General features: G+C 41.9%; 14 protein-coding genes. 7 read left to right on the top strand and 7 right to left on the bottom strand.

The window, feature by feature from the left end; all coding sequences use genetic code 11:
• Nucleotides 1-558: 558 nt before the first annotated feature.
• Nucleotides 559-1,350, bottom strand: a complete 792-nt coding sequence (agaR, locus tag G327_RS0115175) for a transcriptional repressor AgaR (RefSeq protein WP_019615651.1) — start codon at nt 1,348-1,350, stop codon at nt 559-561.
• A 450-nt stretch (nt 1,351-1,800) separates the two neighbouring features.
• The gene (locus G327_RS0115170; RefSeq protein ID WP_019615650.1) at nt 1,801-5,682 is read right to left on the bottom strand and encodes a discoidin domain-containing protein; all 3,882 of its coding nucleotides are present in this window, start codon (nt 5,680-5,682) and stop codon (nt 1,801-1,803) included.
• A 908-nt stretch (nt 5,683-6,590) separates the two neighbouring features.
• Here G327_RS0115170 and agaV point away from each other — a divergent pair.
• The 5 genes from agaV (at nt 6,591) to G327_RS0115145 (ending at nt 11,092) form a co-directional block, all read left to right on the top strand.
• Entirely contained in the window at nt 6,591-7,064 is a 474-nt protein-coding gene (gene agaV / locus G327_RS0115165) for a PTS N-acetylgalactosamine transporter subunit IIB (protein WP_019615649.1), read from the top strand.
• Nucleotides 7,065-7,078: 14 nt separating this feature from the next.
• Entirely contained in the window at nt 7,079-7,849 is a 771-nt protein-coding gene (gene agaW / locus G327_RS0115160) for a PTS N-acetylgalactosamine transporter subunit IIC (protein ID WP_019615648.1), read from the top strand.
• Nucleotides 7,839-8,696 (top strand): PTS N-acetylgalactosamine transporter subunit IID, encoded by an 858-nt coding sequence (gene agaE / locus G327_RS0115155; RefSeq protein WP_019615647.1) that lies wholly within the window; start codon nt 7,839-7,841, stop codon nt 8,694-8,696. The genes agaW and agaE overlap by 11 nt, the downstream gene beginning before the upstream one ends.
• 48 nt (nt 8,697-8,744) lie before the next feature.
• Complete coding sequence (gene agaF / locus G327_RS0115150; protein ID WP_019615646.1) at nt 8,745-9,179, top strand: PTS galactosamine/N-acetylgalactosamine transporter subunit IIA; 435 nt, start codon at nt 8,745-8,747, stop codon at nt 9,177-9,179.
• Between the two features lie 302 nt (nt 9,180-9,481).
• Nucleotides 9,482-11,092 (top strand): sulfatase, encoded by a 1,611-nt coding sequence (locus G327_RS0115145; protein WP_019615645.1) that lies wholly within the window; start codon nt 9,482-9,484, stop codon nt 11,090-11,092.
• 309 nt (nt 11,093-11,401) lie between these two features.
• On the opposite strand, the gene G327_RS26580 is transcribed toward G327_RS0115145, so the two are convergent.
• The 5 genes from G327_RS26580 to G327_RS0115125 all read right to left on the bottom strand — a co-directional run bounded on the left by G327_RS26580 (nt 11,402) and on the right by G327_RS0115125 (nt 16,372).
• Nucleotides 11,402-11,572 (bottom strand): IS66 family transposase, encoded by a 171-nt coding sequence (locus G327_RS26580; RefSeq protein ID WP_083938537.1) that lies wholly within the window; start codon nt 11,570-11,572, stop codon nt 11,402-11,404.
• A 409-nt stretch (nt 11,573-11,981) separates the two neighbouring features.
• On the bottom strand, nt 11,982-12,911 hold the full coding sequence (locus tag G327_RS0115140) for a LysR family transcriptional regulator (RefSeq protein ID WP_033298412.1): 930 nt from the start codon (nt 12,909-12,911) through the stop codon (nt 11,982-11,984).
• Nucleotides 12,912-12,990: 79 nt separating this feature from the next.
• The gene (locus tag G327_RS0115135; RefSeq protein ID WP_019615643.1) at nt 12,991-13,890 is read right to left on the bottom strand and encodes a phospholipase A; all 900 of its coding nucleotides are present in this window, start codon (nt 13,888-13,890) and stop codon (nt 12,991-12,993) included.
• Between the two features lie 78 nt (nt 13,891-13,968).
• A complete protein-coding gene (locus G327_RS0115130) occupies nt 13,969-15,300 on the bottom strand; it encodes a TolC family outer membrane protein (protein WP_019615642.1) in 1,332 nt (443 codons plus the stop codon).
• A 142-nt stretch (nt 15,301-15,442) separates the two neighbouring features.
• Nucleotides 15,443-16,372: a LysR family transcriptional regulator gene (locus tag G327_RS0115125; protein WP_019615641.1), complete on the bottom strand. Its 930-nt coding sequence runs from the start codon at nt 16,370-16,372 to the stop codon at nt 15,443-15,445.
• 171 nt (nt 16,373-16,543) lie between these two features.
• Here G327_RS0115125 and G327_RS0115120 point away from each other — a divergent pair, with 171 nt between their 5' ends.
• Both G327_RS0115120 and G327_RS0115115 read left to right on the top strand, forming a co-directional pair.
• On the top strand, nt 16,544-17,671 hold the full coding sequence (locus G327_RS0115120; protein WP_019615640.1) for an efflux RND transporter periplasmic adaptor subunit: 1,128 nt from the start codon (nt 16,544-16,546) through the stop codon (nt 17,669-17,671).
• A gap of 3 nt (nt 17,672-17,674) precedes the next feature.
• Nucleotides 17,675-20,782, top strand: a complete 3,108-nt coding sequence (locus G327_RS0115115; protein ID WP_019615639.1) for an efflux RND transporter permease subunit — start codon at nt 17,675-17,677, stop codon at nt 20,780-20,782.
• Nucleotides 20,783-20,979 lie beyond the last annotated feature (197 nt).

Here is a 20,979-nt window from a genome sequence, read left to right as displayed (position 1 = left end):
ATACTCTCCTAGCACACAGTTTTTACTTTTTTAAGCTGCCATTAGTATAAAAAGCAGCACCTTCAACTAACGTTTTAAATGTATTAAAAAACGCTTCATCGTCACCTTGGATATTTTTATTATTTTCTAAATACTTCTCTAGTATCTTGGTGAAAAGCATAGATCTAGGCATAAATAACAGATGGGAATAGAAGATCTACATTTCTGCTTCTTTCATTAAAGTACGTATCAGCAGCCAGCTTTAGCAAGCTCTGAATCAAGTTTCCCGGTAGTTGCGATGGTCTGATTTGACGTATTATCACTACGTAATTCATATCGCACTTCAAGACCAGACACATTGCTAATGTTTGCACAAAAAAACTTCAGCAAATAAGTCTTTGGCAACCTTTCTATTACTTTAGTTAACCGAGTAACACATCCCAAAAAACTCCATTTGCTAAAGAAACAAAGCAGCAGGCATAAGAGTATTAATAGGAAGAAGAGGTTTAAACACTTCTAAAACGATAATTTGAAGGAACTTCATTTACTAACACCACAACATATATATAAAAAATGTTGCTATGATGTGAGAGAACTCACCTTCTTTTCTACAATAATAACTTCGACGTTCATTTCTTTTAAAGTAGCCAAATAGTCTCCAGAAATACCAGCATCCGTTACTAGCACACCAACGTTTCTTAAGTCTCTAATCATATGACAACAACGTTTTCCAAATTTACTTGAGTCTGTAACGACTATCACTTGTTCAGATATCTCACACATTAAGCGGTTTAAACTTGCCTCCTGTTCATTATGAGTTGTGATACCAGCTTTCAAATCAAAACCATCAACACCTAAAAATACCTTATCAAAACGATAGTTTTTCAAACTATGCTCCGCTTGAGAGCCCGAAAAAGAGAGTGCGCTTTTCCGTAATACTCCGCCCGACATCAATACCTCGACACCAGGCGCTACTGTCAATTCCATTGCAACATCAAGGCTGTTGGTTAATACCACTACGTTTTCCAGCGACTTCAAACAAGAGGCGATTTCTCTTGTAGTAGTGCCCGAATCTAAAATAACGGTATTACCGCTTTCGATAAGTTTTGCAGCTTCCTGCCCTATCTGAGATTTAATACCGATATTTCGGCGACGCTTTTTCTGAATAGTCAATTCAGCAAGAACCCCTGAGCCTGGAATGACAGCACCGTGTGAACGAACAACATATCCATTCTTTTGCAAAAGGCTAAGATCATTTCTGATAGTGACACTAGAGACATTAAATTGTGCGGCGAGGTCTTCGACACGGGCTGTACCATCACGGTTAACCACACTGACGATTTCGGTCCGCCTTTCGATTGCACTTTGCACTTTAACTTAACCCCTTACGAAACCAGTACATTAACTTTCGTTTACTTACATAACGAGCATATATTTAAAAATCATCCACGACAACGATGGCGATCGATAGACCTGATCCATTTCACACCTTTTCATCACAAATACATAACAAAAGTAATCGTGTTTGAGTAGTCTTTTGAGCAGTGCTGGTGTTAATGCCGTTTTATTTTTACTGAATCTGAAATGGATGACCAGCGAGCTATTGTGATTTACTTCGGGCACAGCTTTAAGATGATTTTTATACCAATATACTGACTTTGGTAAAACCCAGCGATAATTTGCAGTTATTTAGAAAATTCAAACACAAAAACTGGCCGCAACTATTGTTATGGCCAATTTTAAAACCTCTGCAGAATCGTTTAACTTACTAATACTCTCTGCATTAGGGCTCGTTCAAACTTTTTAAGCAAACGATAAACCTTATCTTCTGCTAATCTTGAGTCTTCTACTCAAGGCGACAGCAGCTAATGCAAAGGCAAATAGAATCCCCGTTGAGCCTCCACTTTTCTCTGGTTCAGATGGATCTACTGGCGGCTCTGGATCTACAGGCTCATCTTCATCGCCGGCAAATTTAGCAAAAACATCAAACTCTGCAGCTGAAACAAAATCACCGGATCCGGTTAGAGCTTCAAATTTCAAGTATTTCGCCTCAAAAGGGTCTATATCAACTCGCTGCACTTGATCATGTACCTCAAATGATCCAGCCGCAACCTCACTCCAGATTTCAGAATCATTTGATAAAGAAAGCTTGTAATCCCCTATAGTACCATTGCCCGCTCCTGCCCTAGCTTGATAAGTAAAAGTTTCAACTTCAAACTCACCTCCTAAATCAATAACAAAAGTTTGTGGAGCTTTTTCCGTATCGTCTACAGGACTCCAGGGCGAGTGATATATCTGATTAGGGTCGCCACTCCAGGCATTTTGTATCTCCTGACCAGGCTGAGCAGCCGGCTCAACTAAGAATGTAATTGCCGACTTATCAAAATCATTAAAGGTGGCATTTTCTGGACCATCGAACCTGGCATTTGCCCAGTTGATACAGTTACCATCTAAATTACCGTCATTATTTTCGACTTTAAGCTCAACTATTCTTTTACCAAAAAGATCGATATTAGGCTTAACAACTGTTGGCCCTGAAATGTCATACTCCCAGGCCTTAACATTATCCAGGTATACTGAAGCCATTACAGAATTATCAATGCCATCATCCTTGCAACTGTCATCAATACCGACATCAGCCTGAAAGTTAGTCCACGTGCCGTCAGTACGATAAGTAATGTTTGAAGGAGCATCAACACCGAGCCCTTTATCAAAAGCAAGACCATTCATACTCATCGCAGAGCCTGTTACTGCCACATCCTGCTCCGCATTCCCCTCAACTTCTCCCTCTTCCAACTCCAAATATATCGTTTTCATCTCCTGCGGTTCTTTAGTTGCGACCACATCAAATTGAGATGCGGAAGCATATTCTCCATGTGAACTTAAGATTTCTACCTTTAAATAACTCGCATTCTGTCCAGCAAAGTTTACCAGTTTAGATTCTGTATCTGCCAGCCACTCACCGGATGCCACGGGCGCCCCCCAGTCGCCGTTTGTATTAGACAAGTACACTTTATACTCAGTTATCATCCCCTGGATGTCAGTTTGATCTGGGTGATAATAAAAACCTGAAGTAATAAAGTTATCTCCTAAGCCGATCACAAAAGAAGTTGGAGCCTGCTTTCGAGTAGAAGCAGCGGAGCGCCATATCGTATTATCAGCACCATCCCAGGCGTTAGAGAAAGGATAATTAGGGTCACTGTCTGGCGTTACAACATATTCAATGTTGTTTTTATCAAAATCAGTTGAATATGAAGGAATGGGATAATTGGGTGTCTCCGGTAACGGTTGATTTGGAATGGCTATATTAACGTCTAGTTCAGAGCTTACACTTTGACTGTCAGTTTTAACCCAGATGATACCTAATCTGTCTGTTTCATCATAAAACCAGCCTGTATTGGCAGATTCAAAATCAGATTTGTTTTCATACTCAGTCAATGAAGAGTCGTTTACATCAACAGCATCTGGTGCAATAAGACTGTGTACCATCAAAGTATAATTACGCTGCTCAATTTGATCTTCATAAGTGTTATGAATAACGGTCGGTTCAACTGAAACAGAGATATTTCCCGCATTGATCTCTGGAGCAGACATCGTAATTAACGTTTCAGCGTACGCATTATCCTCTTGATAAGCTCGGCTTTCCCCATCATCCTCGTATAGAATAAACTCAGACTCACCTGATGGGTATAGATCCAGCATCAAATGGTTTTTATCTTGTAAGTCATCTGAACGCGAAGCTTCATACATAGGAATGATGGCACCTGCTTTTACTAAGACAGGTATTTTATTCAGTGTTACAGGGTACTGCTCAAGCAATGCACCACCTTCAGGTGAATCCGTTCTAATACCATCCCAATAATCTATCCATTGCCCTTCAGGAATATAAATATCAGGCCGCCACCCACGGTTATCCAGCATAGATTCAAATACCGGCGCAACTAAAAGTTGATCGCCATACATATATTGATATTTGTAAGTTTCATCCTGTAAAACAGGTATGTCAGGGTGATCCCACATCATAGCCCGTACTATTGGAGCGCCTGTACGTTCCGCTTCATAAGCAAAATTATAGGTATACGGCATCAAAGCAGATTTAAGCATTAAGTATTGTCTATTTATGTCCCTATAGTTAAGCCCCTGCTGTCCGCCTTCAAACCACCAGGGATGTTTTCTTTCTCCACTGTCCCAGCCCGACATGGCAATTAATACCGGACTAAATGCTTTAAATTGTACGTCACGAGTATATATCTCAGAGCCGGAGCCAAAAATACCATTAACGTCGGAAGACGGATAAGCTTGTCCTGAAAGCCCTGAACCAATGTAGGTAGGAATATGCCAGCGTATATAATCCCAGTTCGTCGCTTGATCGCCTGTCCAGGTGACTGAATAACGTTGTGTACCAGCCCAGCCCATGACAGTCCATACCATTCCCCTTGTCTCAGAAAAGTCAGTGAGGCCTTCATGGGCTTTATTGTTTGCATCCAAAGAGTACAATTTACCAGGTCCCGTCCAGGCAACATCTAACTTATAAACTTGTACGCCGGCAGACACTTCGGTTTCAATTTCGGTTAGATCTCTTTCAGTCCACAGCCCGGTTTTAATGCCAAGATCATCAAGTTCATTGACAACCTCTGGTAACTCTGAATAACCGCATCCATATCCATCATTAGGTAAAATCCAGCCAACAGGCATATTATGATCTTTGTAAGGAACACCTACCTGATCGATAACGTCGCTCGTCACACCTGGTTCTGTTGGCCAGCCGGGGGGATAAACACCGTTTTTGTTTTCATAACAATCAGCATCTCCCAAGTAATATGCCCAGCGTGCCATTAAGTGCGGGCGGCCTGTCAACTTGGTATATTGATCAACAAGCCCGGGTATGTCATCCGCGGTAAAATAATAAGCATCAAATCGGTTTTCATTATAACTTGCGGTGACGTTATCTATTGCTCTAAAGTCGTGACCACCATTTCGCCATGTATTTCGTAAAACACCATAGCCGCTATCAGAAAAATAAAGTGGTGAAGGGCTAGGCCTGTCAAATTCCTCCCACCCCCCAGAGTAAGACGCTTTTAAAATTTTACCATTAAACTCAAATTCACCATTTTGCTGCCCGCCACCATAAAAATGTTCATTTTCATGGCTAGAGAGTATTTGAACCGTTTTATAGTCACCGTCTTGCATCCGAAGTTCAGTTTGGTCAAAGCTAGTAACTGTTGCCCCTATATCCAAAGGAGAGAGTTCCTGCCAAATAAGAGTTGAATTATCCGCTTTATATAAAGCAAATGTTAATGGGGAATGATAAATACGCAATGCAATTTCATCAGTTGCCAATAAGTGATAATCCCCTTGGTTTTCTGATGTAAACGGAACATCTCCTTGATCCTCATTAATAACAATGGATGGGAGTTCATCAATATCAAAGTCAGGGTCATTACAGTTTAATAAATCACACTGGTCCTCTAAAGCATCTACTTTTTCATCCTGAAAATTTCCTGCCTGGATCCTAAATGTACTGTCGGATATAAAACTTACACGAACGGGAACCGCGTCTTCCGTCTGCATTGATACCTGATTATCTTCGACACTTAAACTAACAATATCTAGGTTGGTTAAGGGAGCTGCGTAAGCCGCTCCTAACAAGCATGCTTGAATAGCACTTGCCAAAATCAATTTTTTAAACATTTTTTGATTCATCTGTTACTCCAAGTTATTGGTTTATATAAAGGTCTTACGGCAGGCATAATTAAAGCAAAGAAATTGAATGTTTTTTGAGCAGCAAGTCACACAACGCCCCGACCATGAAAGCAACCGAAAGAAAACCAGTCAAGAGATATAAAATTATAAATACTAAGAAGCCCAGTACACAGTGGGTTAACAAGGTTAATTTGACTGGTAAGCACACATAAAAGTTACATCTATTTATGAGTAGAACGGGAGGAGAGTCACAAACAAAAGCCGCTTCCTAACTTTACCGAAAGAGGTTACCTAAATTAAATTAAAATTGAAACGAACAGATTAATCTCTTGAGACACCCACACAGACACATTAAAAAACAACAACTTAAGACATTAAATTTTTAATACCTCTTATACCAGGATATTTAAACATATAAAGCTGAATATTAATGGCTTTAGTTAATCACCAAATGAATATAATTGACATTTAATTGATACTTATAAAAATGTGTGTGACTCATATTAAAAACATGAAATTTAAAATGTGACATTCAACACATGAGCATGTCAGATTACAAACTTTTGATATGCACGTCACGCTTTCGCCACGCTTCGTTATGCTTTCATTAACTTTCCATTTAGTCTTGTTGTAATTTCCTAAAACACTCCGGTGATAGGGAAATAAGATGACTGTTTTCGACCATTGACCTGCAGAAATACTATAAAAATGAATTGCATAACGATCTTTGTTTGCAGCAGTTTTAAATAATCAAAGTGAATGAGCCTATTAACTCTAGGGTCGCAGTAGTAAGAAAAGAACATATTAAAATCCCTTTAGTCTTCATATATCAATAGATACAAAGGGCTCCAATAAATATAAAAACATTTGTTTCGCAGATAAATTTTTTCAATCAAAAGGTGTGGTTTATGCCCAATATAGTATTAAGCAGAATAGATGAGAGGCTGGTACACGGCCAGGTCGGTGTTCAATGGGTCGGCTTTACAGGTTCCAATCTTGTTCTTGTCGCTAATGATGAAGTTGCTGAAGATGAGATTCAACAAAGCCTAATGGAAATGGTACTCGCTGAAGGTATCAGCATAAGGTTTTGGTCCATTCAAAAAGTGATCGCTAACATCCATAAAGCAGCAGACAGGCAAAAAATACTTATAGTTTGTAAAACTCCTGCAGACTTTCTTGCCTTAGTTGAAGGGGGCGTACCTATATCCAACATCAATGTTGGGAATATGCATTTCATTGAAGGCAAAAAACAAATTCATAAAACGGTCTCTGTCAATAGTAATGATATAGAGGATTTCATTCAGCTTAAGTCGCTGGGAGTTCAATGCCTGGTTCAAGGTATACCAACTGAAACTGCAGTTGATATTCATAAACTTTTATAACGAGGAATAGAAGAATGGAAATTAGTTTGTTACAAGCCTTTATGCTTGGAATTCTAGCTTTTATAGCTGGTCTGGATCTTTTTAACGGCTTGACGCACATGCATAGACCGGTTGTTTTAGGCCCTATCGTAGGTTTTATATTAGGAGATTTACAAACTGGTATTTTAGTAGGGGGAACTCTTGAACTAGTTTGGATGGGGCTTGCTCCTCTGGCTGGAGCACAGCCGCCAAATGTCATAATAGGAACTGTTGTTGGAGCCGCATTTGCGATAAGTACAGGGGTATCTGCCGATGTTGCTGTTGGAATCGCGGTTCCTTTCGCTGTTGCAGTACAAATGGGAATAACTTTCCTTTTTTCTGCCATGGCTCCAATGATGTCTAAATGCGACCGAATGGCCGAAAATGCAGATATTAAAGGGATAGAAAAAGTGAACTACATGGCCCTGCTGGTACTGGGGAGTTTTTACTTTTTATGGGCTTTTTTGCCGATTCACTTTGGCGCAGAACATGCGGGAGCTATGGTCGAAGCGTTACCAGAGACTCTGATCGATGGATTAGGCGTTGCAGGCGGAATAATGCCGGCAATAGGTTTTGCAGTTCTAATGAAAATAATGATGAAAAACGCCTATATTCCCTACTTTATTTTAGGCTTTGTGGGAGCAGCTTGGTTAGAACTGCCCATTCTTGCAATAGCCGGAGCGGCACTGGCTATGGCATTGATCGACTTTATGAAAAAAAGTGAACCTGTACAAATTAAAAACGAGGAAGCAGAAGATGGGATCTAGTAAAAACAGCAAACTAAACTCAGAGTCTATAGTCGGCGAGGATGAATATCAGGACCAATCTATCGGTACTGAGTTAACCCGTACAGATATAAATAAAATGGCTTGGAGATCTCTCCTGTTACAAGCATCTTTTAATTATGAACGTATGCAGGCAGCCGGCTGGCTTTATGGTTTACTGCCTGCACTAAATAAAATCCATACCAATAAAGAAGATTTAAGCAAGGCAATGAAAGGACATATGGGCTTTCTAAATACCCATCCTTTCCTAGTGACATTTGTCATGGGGATCATTCTGGCTATGGAACGTTCAAAACAGAATGTATCTAGTATTCAAAGCACAAAAATAGCTATTGGTGCTCCTATGGGAGGAGTTGGTGATGCTATGTTCTGGCTTACTTTACTGCCAATATGCGGTGGTATCGGTGCGGATTTAGCATTAAACGGGTCAATTATGGGAGCAGTAGTTTTTTTCCTGCTCTTTAATGTTGTGCATTTCTCACTACGCTTCGGTTTAGCTCATTATGCTTATCGTATGGGAGTCTCAGCTATCCCGATAATCAAAGCCAATACAAAAAAAGTAGCCCATGCGGCTTCAATTGTCGGTATGACGGTTATTGGAGCGTTAGTAGCTACTTACGTCAATTTATCGACAACCCTGGAAATTACCGCGGGTGATGCGGTAGTAAAAATACAGGCTGATGTTATTGATAAACTAATGCCGGCTTTCTTACCTCTTTTATACACACTAACCATGTTTGCATTGGTGAAACGAGGCTGGAGTCCGGTTCGCCTAATCGTATTAACCGTAACTCTAGCTGTCGTAGGAAAGTTTGCAGGTTTCTTATAAAACTATTGATATTGCAGGGCTGACCCCCTGCTCGAAAAAGGAAAAGATATGTTAGGTATTATTATTAGCGGACACGGGGCTTTCGCCACCGGCATGCACCAGGCGATGCTGCAGATTATTGGTGAGCAAGAGCAGGTTGTAGCAATCGACTTTCCTGTTGAGTCAAGCACCCAGAGGTTAGAGCAAGAGTTTAAGACTGCACTGGAAATAGTTGACAGTGGGCATGGGGTGATATTTCTTACCGATCTTTTAGGAGGAACCCCGTTTCGTGTCGCTTCAACTTTATCGATGGAATGCTCTAATGCTGAAGTGATAACCGGTTGCAACTTGCAACTCATTGTTGAAATGATGATGGATCGTAATGAGTTATCTACTGCTGAGTTTAGAGAGCAGGCACTGGTATGTGGGCACAGAGGCATGACAAGTCTAGTTGATGAGCTGGCTAAAAATACTCAGCCAAAAAGTTCAGATGATGGTATCTGACCAGGCTTAGCACATAAATATCTAGTGTTCATTCACTGAACCAGGCTGATGAGTAAAAAATAGTAGTATGTTTTTTACTCATCTAGGTCATTGCCCTTAGCCCTTGGAATACAGCGCCACATAGATATCTAATCAATCCTAAGCAGGGAAAGCGGAACATTTATTTTGGATCTCAATATACAGCTAGTTAGAGCGCTGGGGGAGCGCATTAGAATTACTCGGTACTTTATCGGAAAAATAAACAGAGTAATTATCATGGAAAAACAATAATTACTTCTACTAAATGTAAAGTTGAGGAATATATGAAAAAAAGCAATAAATTATCTAGTGCAATAAAGGCTGGTCTGCTGGCAAGCTGTATGCTGGCTCCACAAGCTTTCTCTATGGAAAAAGCCGTGGCCAACCAAGTTCAACCCAACATTGTACTTTTTTTAGTTGATGATCTGGGCTGGTCTGATACCTCGCTGCAGTTTGCTCGCGAGAGAGTGCCGTCCAATGACTTTTTTAGAACACCTAATATTGAGAATATGGCTAAGACGGGAGTAAAATTTACCCAGTCTTATGCAGCGGCAGTGTGCTCCCCTACACGAACTTCTATAATGACGGGGCAAAATACTGCAAGACATAAAGTAACTAACTGGATTATGCTGGCTGAAGGAGACCATTCTGGTACATGGGGACCAAATGCAGCACCTGCAGACTGGCGTTTAGAAGGCATACAACCACAGGATGTTACTTTACCAAAGCAGCTTCAAATGAATGGTTATCATACGGTCCATATAGGTAAAGCACATTTTGGTGCATTAAATACAGAAGGGGCAGATCCGTTAAAAATGGGGTTTGATGTTAACGTTGCAGGGCATGCTGCTGGAGCCCCCGCCTCGTACTACGGGGAAGAAAACTTTGGAAATGATATGCCAGTCATTGATGGTTATCCTCAAGGTGTTCCTGGTTTATCTGAGTATCATGGTAAAGATGTCCATTTAACCGATGTATTAACTTGGCGTGCAGAAGAAGAGATCGACAAGGCAGCTGCCACTGGAAAGCCGTTTTTCATAAATATGTCATATTATGCCGTTCATACTCCAATTGAAGCACACCCTCGTTTTATTGGAAATTATGAAAATAGGCCGTACAAAGGAACAAATATAGACATTCCTTTAGTCGAGGAGCGGTATGCTTCACTGGTTGAAGGTACAGATGACAGCATTGGAAATATACTTGAACACTTAAAAGAGAAAGGCCTTGCTGAAAATACTTTAGTAATTTTTACCTCCGATAATGGTGGACTGTCTGCGCATACTAGAGAGACAACCCCTAGAGGAACCGAACGGAATACACATAACTACCCGTTAAGATCAGGTAAAGGTTCGGCTTACGAGGGGGGATCTCGAGTTCCTTATGTTGCTTCCTGGGCAAAAATTGACTCAACAAGTAAATTGCAGCAAGAGCTGCCGATTAAACCAAATAGTACTTCTAAGCAGCCCCTCATGATTGAGGATCTCTTTCCGACTATTTTATCTGTTGCCAAGGCAACAGCAAAACTCCCTGAAGATTATATCGTAGACGGAATTGACGCAACTAAGTACTGGGTAAATAGTGAGCTAAAAGAAAGCCGAGAAATGGTCACGCATTACCCGCACGTGTGGGGACCATTTGGCCCTGGTTATGAGCCTCACAGCACACTCATTCTTGATGGGTGGAAAGTAATTTACTTTTATAACAGCAACACATGGGAATTATATAATATAGATAAAGATATAGGTGAATCATTCAACCTAGCAGCTAAAGAACCTTCAATTCTAAATAAACTAGCGCTTAAGCTAAAAAACAATTTGAATGAAAAAGGTGCACAGTGGCCAGTGAATAGAATGACAGGCAAAGAGGAACCATTACGCACACCAAGCTTGTAATAATTCGACCCTGTAAATAATTCTGTGTAGCTGCGGTTTTTAAACGTAGTCTTTAAGACGGTCTTCAAATGTGAGCATAAAGCGATTTAAGACCGTTTTCCAATTTCTAATCGACATTGTCCATTTTTTTGGCGCCCTCATTATGCAATGATAGACTAATTTTTCGCGGAGTCATCCGTTGGGAATACCTTACGTTTTTTAATTGTAAACGTCCAGCCAACTAACAGCTGATCGAGTTTTACATTCCATAACAAGAGCGAATCTATCTCATTTGGCTGATTTGATAACAGTTTAAAGCAGTACGTTAAGTTAAAAGGCATTAGCTCGTTTGATTTTCTGCTTCGATAACGCTATAGAGGCTCGCGCTTGCCGACGCGCCGTTTTAAGTTTAGCAAACAGGCAGTTCTTACGACCAATAACAAATGCTTTATTCACCCGCTCAGCGTGATTATTATCAATAGATAATTGACCATCATTAATATACTACAGCAGCTTAAGGCACTAATTAATATTGTAACTGACGGTTTTTCAAGTGCGCTTTTCGGCGGAACTTGAACCGCAGATTTATCTAACTACCCTTTAAATTTATCCAGTAAAGGTTGTAACTGCTCTTACCGTACTGCGAGTTTTTCGGCTGAAAATTTTCCCTTGAGTAAGGCTTCAATACGATATAACTTTTGAAGTTGATTCAATGCGCAGTTCATTTATTTAAACTCATTCAATCTTTTTCCCAACCAAGATGCTTTGTCATGCCATCTGTTTATTAAACTCTACTTATCTATTTAGAATAGCAGCAGAGCGTAACTCAGGCTGTTTAAGCTAGATTACCTATAAAAAAGGCGCACTATCTGAAATAGCGCGCCTTTTAAATTCAGACTAATTATTAAAACTAAAGCGTCATACCCCGTACATCACTGTCAATATCTGACATCTCCTCTCTGCCGTCAATATCCTGCAGTATATAATTAATAAAAGTGCGCGTGGCCAGGGAAAGGTGTTTTCGCGAAGCGTACACAAGCCAGCAGTGATTTATTGACGGCTCAATATCGTTAAATATACGCACTAACAAGCCCCTTTCAACATAAAAATTTGCTACCTTTTCGGGAATAAAAATAATACCGCGGTTCTGCAGGCAAGCCTCGATAATTAACGGTACGCTATTCATAATCAAGTTGCCAGAGACTTCAACGGTTGACTCTTTACCAAAAGGCAGCTGACTATATATCTGCCCGTTGGGAAAGCGGTAACGGATCACATTCAGTTTCTGCAGTTCCTCTGCACTCTGCGGCGCACCATTTTTTTCAATATACTGAGGCGTAGCGTAATAACCAAAAGTTGCTTTACCGAACGGACGGGCAATCAAACTTGAATCTTCTAATGTTTCACCTATACGCATGGCGACATCAATATGATTTTCCACCAGATTTTTGTCTTCAGAACTGTTAATAATTTCAACGCTGATTTTGGGGTACATATCCATAAACTGAAAAATCTGGCGTCCGATATCCAAGGTATCCGGCAGCGGTAGTAACTGAATACGCAGATGCCCGGAAACTTCATAAGTCGGCGCACAAATCTCCTGAATACTCGCTTCAAGCTCATTGAGCATAGCTTTGGTTTTTTCGTAAAACTTAATACCAGAATCGGTCAGCTGCAGCGCCCGGTTCTGGCGATGAAAAAGCAGAATATTAAGTTCCTCTTCCAGTGTTTTAATACGCCGGCTGATATTTGATTTGGGCAGTTCAAAGATCTCCGATGCACGAACCAGACTGCCGGCATCAACAACTTGATGAAATAACTTGATATCTTCTGTTTTCATAATGATGATCTTATGTTTATTAATATTTTTTAAACGCACAATATCAGCTTACAATAGCTGATATAAGTCTAACTGTATGCTACAGCCAGTCTGTCAACGAGATACCTAAGCCGATAGTATTCGTATATTGATTATACTCAATTAGACTGTTTCCGTATCCGGAAAACAGCTGCACATAACCGTGCAGTTTTTTATGTATCGGGAAATTCCAGGAAAACTGTATTGAACCTCTGCTGAAACCACTTTCAATATTATTACGGCTGACCAGACTAAAGGTATTGTTTTCAATATGGTACACGGCGTTTATCTCTCCGTGACCATAATAATCCAGCAGATCCGGATTATCATCTGATTCATAGTCTTCTTTAAGGCGGTACCAGGAAGTAAGTGCAATAACCAGATCTTCTTTTTCTAATAGAAAATTACTTTCAATTCTATTCCAGCTGCGTGACGCTGGCTCTCTTTGGCCATTGGACTGATGAACAAAACCGGCGGAGGCAAGTTTAATTTTCCAGTCAGCGGCAATCTCTTTATCGAAACGCCATAAGGCAAACACTTCCGGTTCATAATTAGTTTCTCGAAACGGCGATGACTGTTCTGAGTTATAGGCCTGCCAGTAAGATACCTGTGTATAAGCAAAAAACACAGCAAGGGGCAGATCCGCAGGTTCAATTAAAAGCGGCATTTTGAAGCTGATTTGAAATTTTACTTCCAGCTGCTGGAAATCGTTATAGTCACTATTTTGTGCGCTTTCATAAGAGCTGTACTGCTGGATTTTATCATTAAAGACAAAGGGCAGAATATATGTGGGTTTATGCGGAATAAGTGCAAAACGGGAGTGATTTACTTCAATTTCTTCTGCCAGACGCAGATCGATTAAAGACTCGGAGGCAAGACATGCTGAAATACTAAAAATGATAACCGCACCTGCAACTGCAATAGCTATAAATGTATATATAAATGTATCAATAAAGCGCATATTCACAACCCTGTGATAATAATAGAATACACTTCAATCCGCCTGAACAGTCGCTCAGGCAGGTATTAGGTGCATAATTTACTGCATATTAGGTGCAGGTACTTTATCAGTTAAAGCATCGGATACCTGACTGATATCCTGCTCGGATAAGGTGCCGGCAAAAAACTTCAGATCAAGCATATTAATAATATAATCGTAACGAGCATTAGCTAACTGGTTTTCAGATGCATATAAACTGCGTGTTGCATCGAGTACATCAACAATGGTTCTAGTCCCCACTTCAAAACCGGCTTCAGTTGCTTCAAGCGCACTTTTTGATGAGATGACCGTCTGCTCATAAGCATGAATTGAGCTTAAAGAAGCAGTAACATTATTGTAACCGCTGCTGATCTGGGCTTCAGTGCTGCGGAACGTCTGCACTAAGTCTTCACTGGCGATAATATAATTGTACTGTGCCTGTTTTACCCGTGAAGTGATACTACCGCCGGAATAAATCGGCACATTCAAACTTAACCCTACTGTACCACTGCTGAGCTCAGTGTCCTGTGCAGGCGAATTATCATAACTGCTGTTGTCATACCCCAGTCCGGCGGTAAGATCTAATGTCGGCAGATGTCCTGTTTCAGCACTGTCAATATTCATTTTTGCCAGCTCTTTAGCAATACGTTTAGCATGCAGACTTAAATTGTGCTCCAGTGCTTTATTACGCCACAGCTGCACATCCGCCTGTAGTTTCTGCGGCGAAAAAGTGTTTATATCAAGATGAGAAACGGCGCCGACATCTTGTCCGGTTAATTCACGCAGTGCGTAGTAGGTATTTGCCAGGGTGTTTTCAGCGCTGATCTGATCCGCAAGCGTCCGGTCATATTCAGCTTGTGCCTCGTGAACATCGGTAATCGCAATTAATCCAACTTCAAAACGCTGCTTAGTCTGCAGCAGCTGACGCTCCACCGCACGTATATTGGCATTAATGGACTTTACCGCTTCGTCTGCACGCAGCACATCAAAATAAGCATTCGAGGTACGCAGCAGCAGTTCCTGTGCCGCGTAACCATAAAGCGCCGCATACTGTGTAACCTGCTTCTCGGCTATATCCAGCTGCTGCCAGTAGGTGCCGTTATAAAGTGACTGCGACAGGGACAGATTAGCGCCGTAATTTGAGTTTGATAAAGTATTATCACTAACATGGCTGTAACCGGCATTTAGTCCGAAACCAACCTGTGGTAACAATACTGCATTTGCTTCACTAACTTTTTCCAGATAAAGATCATACTGTGCTTTACTTTTTAGAATAACCGGATCTTTAAGTTTAGCAGTTTGATACACGTCGAATAAGTTATCACCGTGAGCAGAATAACTAAGGCAGCTTAAAACAATAACTGCTGCAGAAGAAATAGATTTGATGGTCATAAGGTGTTCCTGTTAAATAAAAAAATGTTGCTGATAACTGACGGCAAAGCATATAAACGCACCCTTTCGGCAGACTTATCTGATTAATAAAAAGTTCCCTTTTCAGCCTTAATTACAGACTCTAAGAAGCAGTGTTGTATTCTTAAATTATCGCATTGTTCGAATCATCGCTGACACACCTCACTATGCAGCCGTTTTGTACTTCAGAAAGTATGTATTCGATAAAAGTCCGGGCAGCCAGAGAAAGATGTTTTCTGTAGGGATAAACCAGCCAGCCGTAATTGAGCGAAGGCTCAATATGAGTGAATAACCGTACTAAGCTGTCTCTACCTGCACAACTCTCAGCAAGCTGTTCGGGAATAAAGATAATACCGCGGCTCTGCAGGCAGGCTTCCAGCATTAAGCTCACATTGTTCAAAATCAGGTTACCGGAAACCTCAACCTCCTGATCTTTGCCAAAGGGCAGGCTGCTGTGGATCTGACCACTTGGAAAGCGATAACGAATCATATTGTGTTTTTTGAGTTCCTCTGCTGTTATCGGCATGCCGTACTCGTTGATATACTCTTGTGTACAGTACAGTCCAAAGGGCGTATAACCGATGGGACGGGCAACCAGACTGGAGTCCGGGAGCTTTTCGCCGACGCGCAGAGCAACATCGATATTATTCTCAAGCAGGTTTTTATCTTCTGCGCTGTTAAATATTTCAATACTTACCTCCGGATAAATATCCATAAATCGAAAGATCATTCGGCTGATATCAAGCAGTATCGGCAGAGCCAATAACTGGATGCGCAAATGCCCGGAAACCTCATGATTAGGCGCACTGATCTCCTTAAGGCCCGTTTCAAACTCCTGCAGTATTGTTTTGGTTTTATCGTAAAATTTAATGCCGGCATCACTTACCTGCATAACACTGTTGTGACGGTGAAACAATTGGAAGTTGAGTTCCTGCTCCAGGCCTTTAATACGCCGGCTGGCATTTGATTTTGCCAGAGAAAGTATTTCACAGGCTCTATTCAGGCTGCCGCTGTCAACTATGTGATGAAATAATTTAATATCTTCTGTTTTCATAATGCTCTGCTTACATCACCCGATTTCAATTTTGAAAGACTTTAGCATGCTTATTAATAGAATAGCGTTCCATTTTGTGAAACCTTTCGTTCTATTTAGTTTGGTTTTTGGAAATGTTTTATCAGGTTATAGTGCAGCTAGGATAAGGGACAACTAATAAGGAATGACCTAATGACCTCAACCAACCTCCGCCTGCTGGCTATGCTGTCAGGCACTATCTTCATGGGCTCACTACTGAGCGGCTGCGACAGCGCTGAAAGTGCGGCAGTACAGGCAGAAACTGTACGTCCGGTAAAATTAATAACCATAGGTGATAGCGATTTTCAGAAAAACCGTATTTTTCCAGCCGAGCTGGCAGCCAACCAGCAGGCAGACTTAGCTTTTCGTATTAACGGCGAACTGGTTAAACTGGATTTAATTGAAGGCCAGCAAGTTAAGAAAGGCCAGTTATTAGCACAGCTTGACGACCGCGATGCAAAAAACAACCTGTTAAACGCAGAAGCAAACTACGATTTAGCCGAACTTGATTTCCAGCGTAAACAGCAGCTGTTAAAACAAAAACTTATTTCTAAAGCTGAATTTGATTCAGCCAGAGCAACGTTAAAATCCACTAAATCAGCATTAAACAGCGCTCAGGATCAGCTCAAATATACCCGCTTAACCGCCCCTTTCTCCGGTGTTGTCGCCAAAGTTGAATCGGATAATTATCAAATGATTCAAGCCGCACAGGTGGTATTGGCGCTGCAGGGCAATCAGCTTCTGGATGTCACTATTCAGGTACCGGAATCGTTAATCATCAGCTTAGATAAAAATAAGTTAAACAAACAATATCAACCGCAGATACGGTTTGTTTCGCAAGGCCCAAACGACGACACTTATCCAGTAAGATACAAAGAACGTTCCAGCAAAGTCAGCCCGGGCACCCAAACCTACGCCGTTACTTTTAGTTTTGCTCCACCAAAAAATTTATATGTTATTCCTGGAATGAGTGCTGAATTACTACTGGATATGTCGGCTATTTACCGCAGTCAGTTAAGCGAAGAAAACCGCGGTTCTATTGAGGTTTTACCGCAGTCTGCCATTGTCAAAAGCGATATCGACGGCACAACTAACGTATGGCGTTTTAATACGGCTAATAACCGCCTTGAGGCGGTAAATGTAACCCTGGGACAAATACGCACTAACGGCATAGAAGTGCTGTCCGGCTTAAATAAAGGGGATCAGATTGTCGCTGTCGGCGCCTTCGCAGTTAAAGCCGGTATGGAAGTTAAACCGCTTCGCTGGGAAAGAGGAGTGTAGTTAATGAATATCGCACATTACAGTATTAATCATAAAGTTATCAGCTGGATGTTCGTCCTGCTGATGCTGGTTGGCGGCAGTGTTTCATTTACCGGCCTTGGCCAGTTAGAGTTTCCTGAATTTACCATTAAACAAGCGCTGGTTATTACTCCTTACCCGGGCGCGTCGCCGCAGCAGGTTGAAGAAGAGGTAACACTGACACTCGAAGATGCAATTCAGCAGATGCCTCAGATCAAGCATATCACATCTATCAACAGTGCCGGTTTATCACAGATTGAAGTTGAAATGCAGGAGCAGTACGACAAAAATGAACTGCCTCAGATCTGGGATGAACTACGCCGTAAGGTTAATGACGCAGTTGCTGATTTACCGCCAGGTGTAATGCAGCCGCAGGTCATTGATGATTTTTCCGATGTTTACGGCATCTTGATGAATATCAGCGGTGAGGGTTACAGCTACCGCGAACTTGAAAACTACGCCAATTTTTTACGCCGTGAACTGGTAATGATAAACGGCGTAAAAAAGGTCTCTGTTGCCGGCGCAACAGAAGAGCAGATAGTGGTTGAAATCAGTCAGCAGAAACTAGCCGCAATCGGACTGGATCAGAATTATATCTACAGCCAGATCAGCAGCCAGAATGTTGTCTCTAATGCCGGCAGCATTCGAGTCGGGCAGGGAAGAATTCGTATTAATCCGACCGGTGAATTTGCTGATGTTAATGATATGCGTCGTTTATTAGTAAGCCCGCCGGGCAGTAAAGATCTGGTCTATCTGGGTGATATTGCCGACGTCTATAAAAGTGAAAGTGAAGCACCGGCGGTGATTTACCACAACATGGGTAATAATGCTCTGTCGCTGGGCGTATCATTCAGCTCTGGTGTAAATGTTGTTGATATTTCTCATGCAGTGACGGCAAAGATCAGCGAGCTGCAGGAGAAACTGCCGCTGGGAATGGCCCTCAACACAGTATACGATCAAGGGGCTGTGGTTGATAAATCAATAAGCGGCTTTCTTATCAACCTTGCTGAATCCATCGCTATCGTTATTATCGTTCTTCTGGTCTTTATGGGGGTTCGTTCCGGCTTATTAATGGGTGCCGTGCTGCTGCTGACCATTCTGGGTACTTTTATTGTTATGAAAGTACTAAATATTCAGCTGCAGCTTATCTCATTAGGCGCGCTGATAATCGCCCTGGGGATGCTGGTAGATAACGCCATTGTAGTAACTGAAGGCATACTGATCGGCCTTAAACGCGGCCAGACCCGGTACCAGGCTGCCGGGGATGTTGTCAAGCAGACCCAGTGGCCGTTATTAGGTGCGACCATCATTGGAATATTAGCTTTTGCTCCGATCGGCTTGTCACAGAATGCAACCGGTGAATTCTGTTCATCGCTGTTTCAAGTGCTCCTGATTTCACTGTTTCTCAGCTGGATCACGGCTATCACTATTACACCGTTCTTCTGTCACCTGTTATTTAAAGACGGTGAAGTAAGTGAAGAGCAGCAGGAACTTTATAAAGGTGTGTTCTTTAGCGCTTACCGCGCAATTTTATCTTTAGCAATGCGTTTTAGACTGCTTAGTTTAACATTGGTGATCGCTATGTTAGCGGCGGCGGTATTCGGTATGGGGCAGGTTAAAAATGTCTTCTTCCCGCCATCAACAACACCGATATTTTTTGTTGATGTCTGGATGCAGGAAGGTACGGATATCCGCGCAACAGAAGATTTTATAAGACGCATTGAAACAGATATTACCGCCCGCCAGCAGGAATCTGATGTTGGTCTGAAAAATATTACTTCGGTTATCGGCCAGGGTGCACAACGTTTTGTACTGCCCTATTCACCGGAAAAAGGCTATAACGCCTATGCGCAGTTAATTATCGAAATGAATGACTTAGAGTCACTCAATAAAGGGGTACCAGAACTAACCAGTGTTCTGCGGGATAACTATCCTGAAGCACAATTCCGCGTAAAATTAATGGATAACGGCCCGTCACCGGCGGCAAAAATTGAAGCGCGCTTTTACGGAGAAGATCCTGTTGTACTGCGCCGACTCGCCAGCCAGGCCGAGCAGATTATGATTACCGAGCCGACCACTGAGAATATACGTCACAGCTGGCGCAATCAGGTCAATGTTGTACGCCCGCAGTTCAATAGTGCACAGGCGAAAAAAGTCGCAGTCAGCAAACAGGATCTTGATACTGCCATGCTGATTAACTTCAGCGGCAAACCAGTTGGCACCTATCGTGAACAGTCGCACTTAATGCCGGTTGTTGCCCGGGCACCGGAGCAGGAACGTCTTGATGCAGACAGTCTGCTAAAACTGCAGGTATGGAGCAGTGAGAACAGCACTTTTGTGCCGGTTACACAAATAGTCTCCTCATTTGACAGTGAATGGGAAAACCCGATTATTATGCGCCGTGACCGTAAACGCGTCTTAACAATAATGGCAGATCCGGTGCTCGGCAGTGGTGAAACTGCAGATTCTGTACTGCGCATACTGCGCCCTAAAATTGAAGCAATTACACTGCCGGCCGGTTATGAACTGGAATGGGGCGGCGAATATGAAACTTCCAGCGAAGCACAGGCCGGTATTGCCAGCTCAATACCTATGGGTTATCTGGCAATGTTCCTGATCACTGTCGTGGTTTTCAACTCAGTAAGACAACCGCTGGTTATCTGGTTTAATGTACCGCTGGCAGTCATTGGTATCGCATCGGGACTGCTCTTGTTTGATGCACCGTTCAGCTTTATGGCTATACTGGGTATGCTCAGTTTAAGTGGTATGGTGATCAAAAACGGTATCGTTCTGGTGGATCAGATCCGCGTCGAACTGGCCGAGGGTAAAGTTCCCTATGATGCGGTATTTGAATCGTCAGTAAGTCGTGTTCGGCCGGTATGCATGGCGGCAGTTACCACTATGCTGGGTATGATCCCGCTGCTGTTTGATCCGTTTTTTAAGTCAATGGCAGTGACAATTATATTCGGCTTAGGCTTTGCCACCCTGCTGACACTGATTGTACTACCGGTCACCTACGTGCTTATTTTTAGGATTCCGAATAAGGACAAAGTTGAAAATCAAGAGCCGGCGGCTGAGTTAGCAGCGGTCTAAACTCCTCCGTAAAGCATAAAAAAACATAGGGAGCAGGATAACAGTCCAGCTCCCTTTTTATCCCCGCTAGAAAAGTATCAATATTACGATCCCAGATTCATTCTGAACTGCGGCCCCTGTATAAATAGACATCAAACTCAATTCATAAATATTACATAGTTAACAATTATTACCAAGGAAACTACCTAACTGGCAAA

It is taken from the genome of Psychromonas ossibalaenae ATCC BAA-1528, assembly GCF_000381745.1.
Classification (GTDB): domain Bacteria; phylum Pseudomonadota; class Gammaproteobacteria; order Enterobacterales; family Psychromonadaceae; genus Psychromonas; species Psychromonas ossibalaenae.
This window is presented reverse-complemented; position numbering and strand designations above follow the sequence as displayed.

Excerpts from the sequence above, each read along its gene's own strand:
- G327_RS0115170 (WP_019615650.1), bottom strand. The coding sequence starts at position 5,682 with ATGAATCAAAAAATGTTTAAAAAATTGATTTTGGCAAGTGCTATTCAA.
- agaV (WP_019615649.1), top strand. The coding sequence starts at position 6,591 with ATGCCCAATATAGTATTAAGCAGAATAGATGAGAGGCTGGTACACGGC.
- agaW (WP_019615648.1), top strand. The coding sequence starts at position 7,079 with ATGGAAATTAGTTTGTTACAAGCCTTTATGCTTGGAATTCTAGCTTTT.
- agaE (WP_019615647.1), top strand. The coding sequence starts at position 7,839 with ATGGGATCTAGTAAAAACAGCAAACTAAACTCAGAGTCTATAGTCGGC.
- agaF (WP_019615646.1), top strand. The coding sequence starts at position 8,745 with ATGTTAGGTATTATTATTAGCGGACACGGGGCTTTCGCCACCGGCATG.
- G327_RS0115145 (WP_019615645.1), top strand. The coding sequence starts at position 9,482 with ATGAAAAAAAGCAATAAATTATCTAGTGCAATAAAGGCTGGTCTGCTG.
- G327_RS0115140 (WP_033298412.1), bottom strand. The coding sequence starts at position 12,911 with ATGAAAACAGAAGATATCAAGTTATTTCATCAAGTTGTTGATGCCGGC.
- G327_RS0115135 (WP_019615643.1), bottom strand. The coding sequence starts at position 13,890 with ATGCGCTTTATTGATACATTTATATATACATTTATAGCTATTGCAGTT.
- G327_RS0115130 (WP_019615642.1), bottom strand. The coding sequence starts at position 15,300 with ATGACCATCAAATCTATTTCTTCTGCAGCAGTTATTGTTTTAAGCTGC.
- G327_RS0115125 (WP_019615641.1), bottom strand. The coding sequence starts at position 16,372 with ATGAAAACAGAAGATATTAAATTATTTCATCACATAGTTGACAGCGGC.
- G327_RS0115120 (WP_019615640.1), top strand. The coding sequence starts at position 16,544 with ATGACCTCAACCAACCTCCGCCTGCTGGCTATGCTGTCAGGCACTATC.
- G327_RS0115115 (WP_019615639.1), top strand. The coding sequence starts at position 17,675 with ATGAATATCGCACATTACAGTATTAATCATAAAGTTATCAGCTGGATG.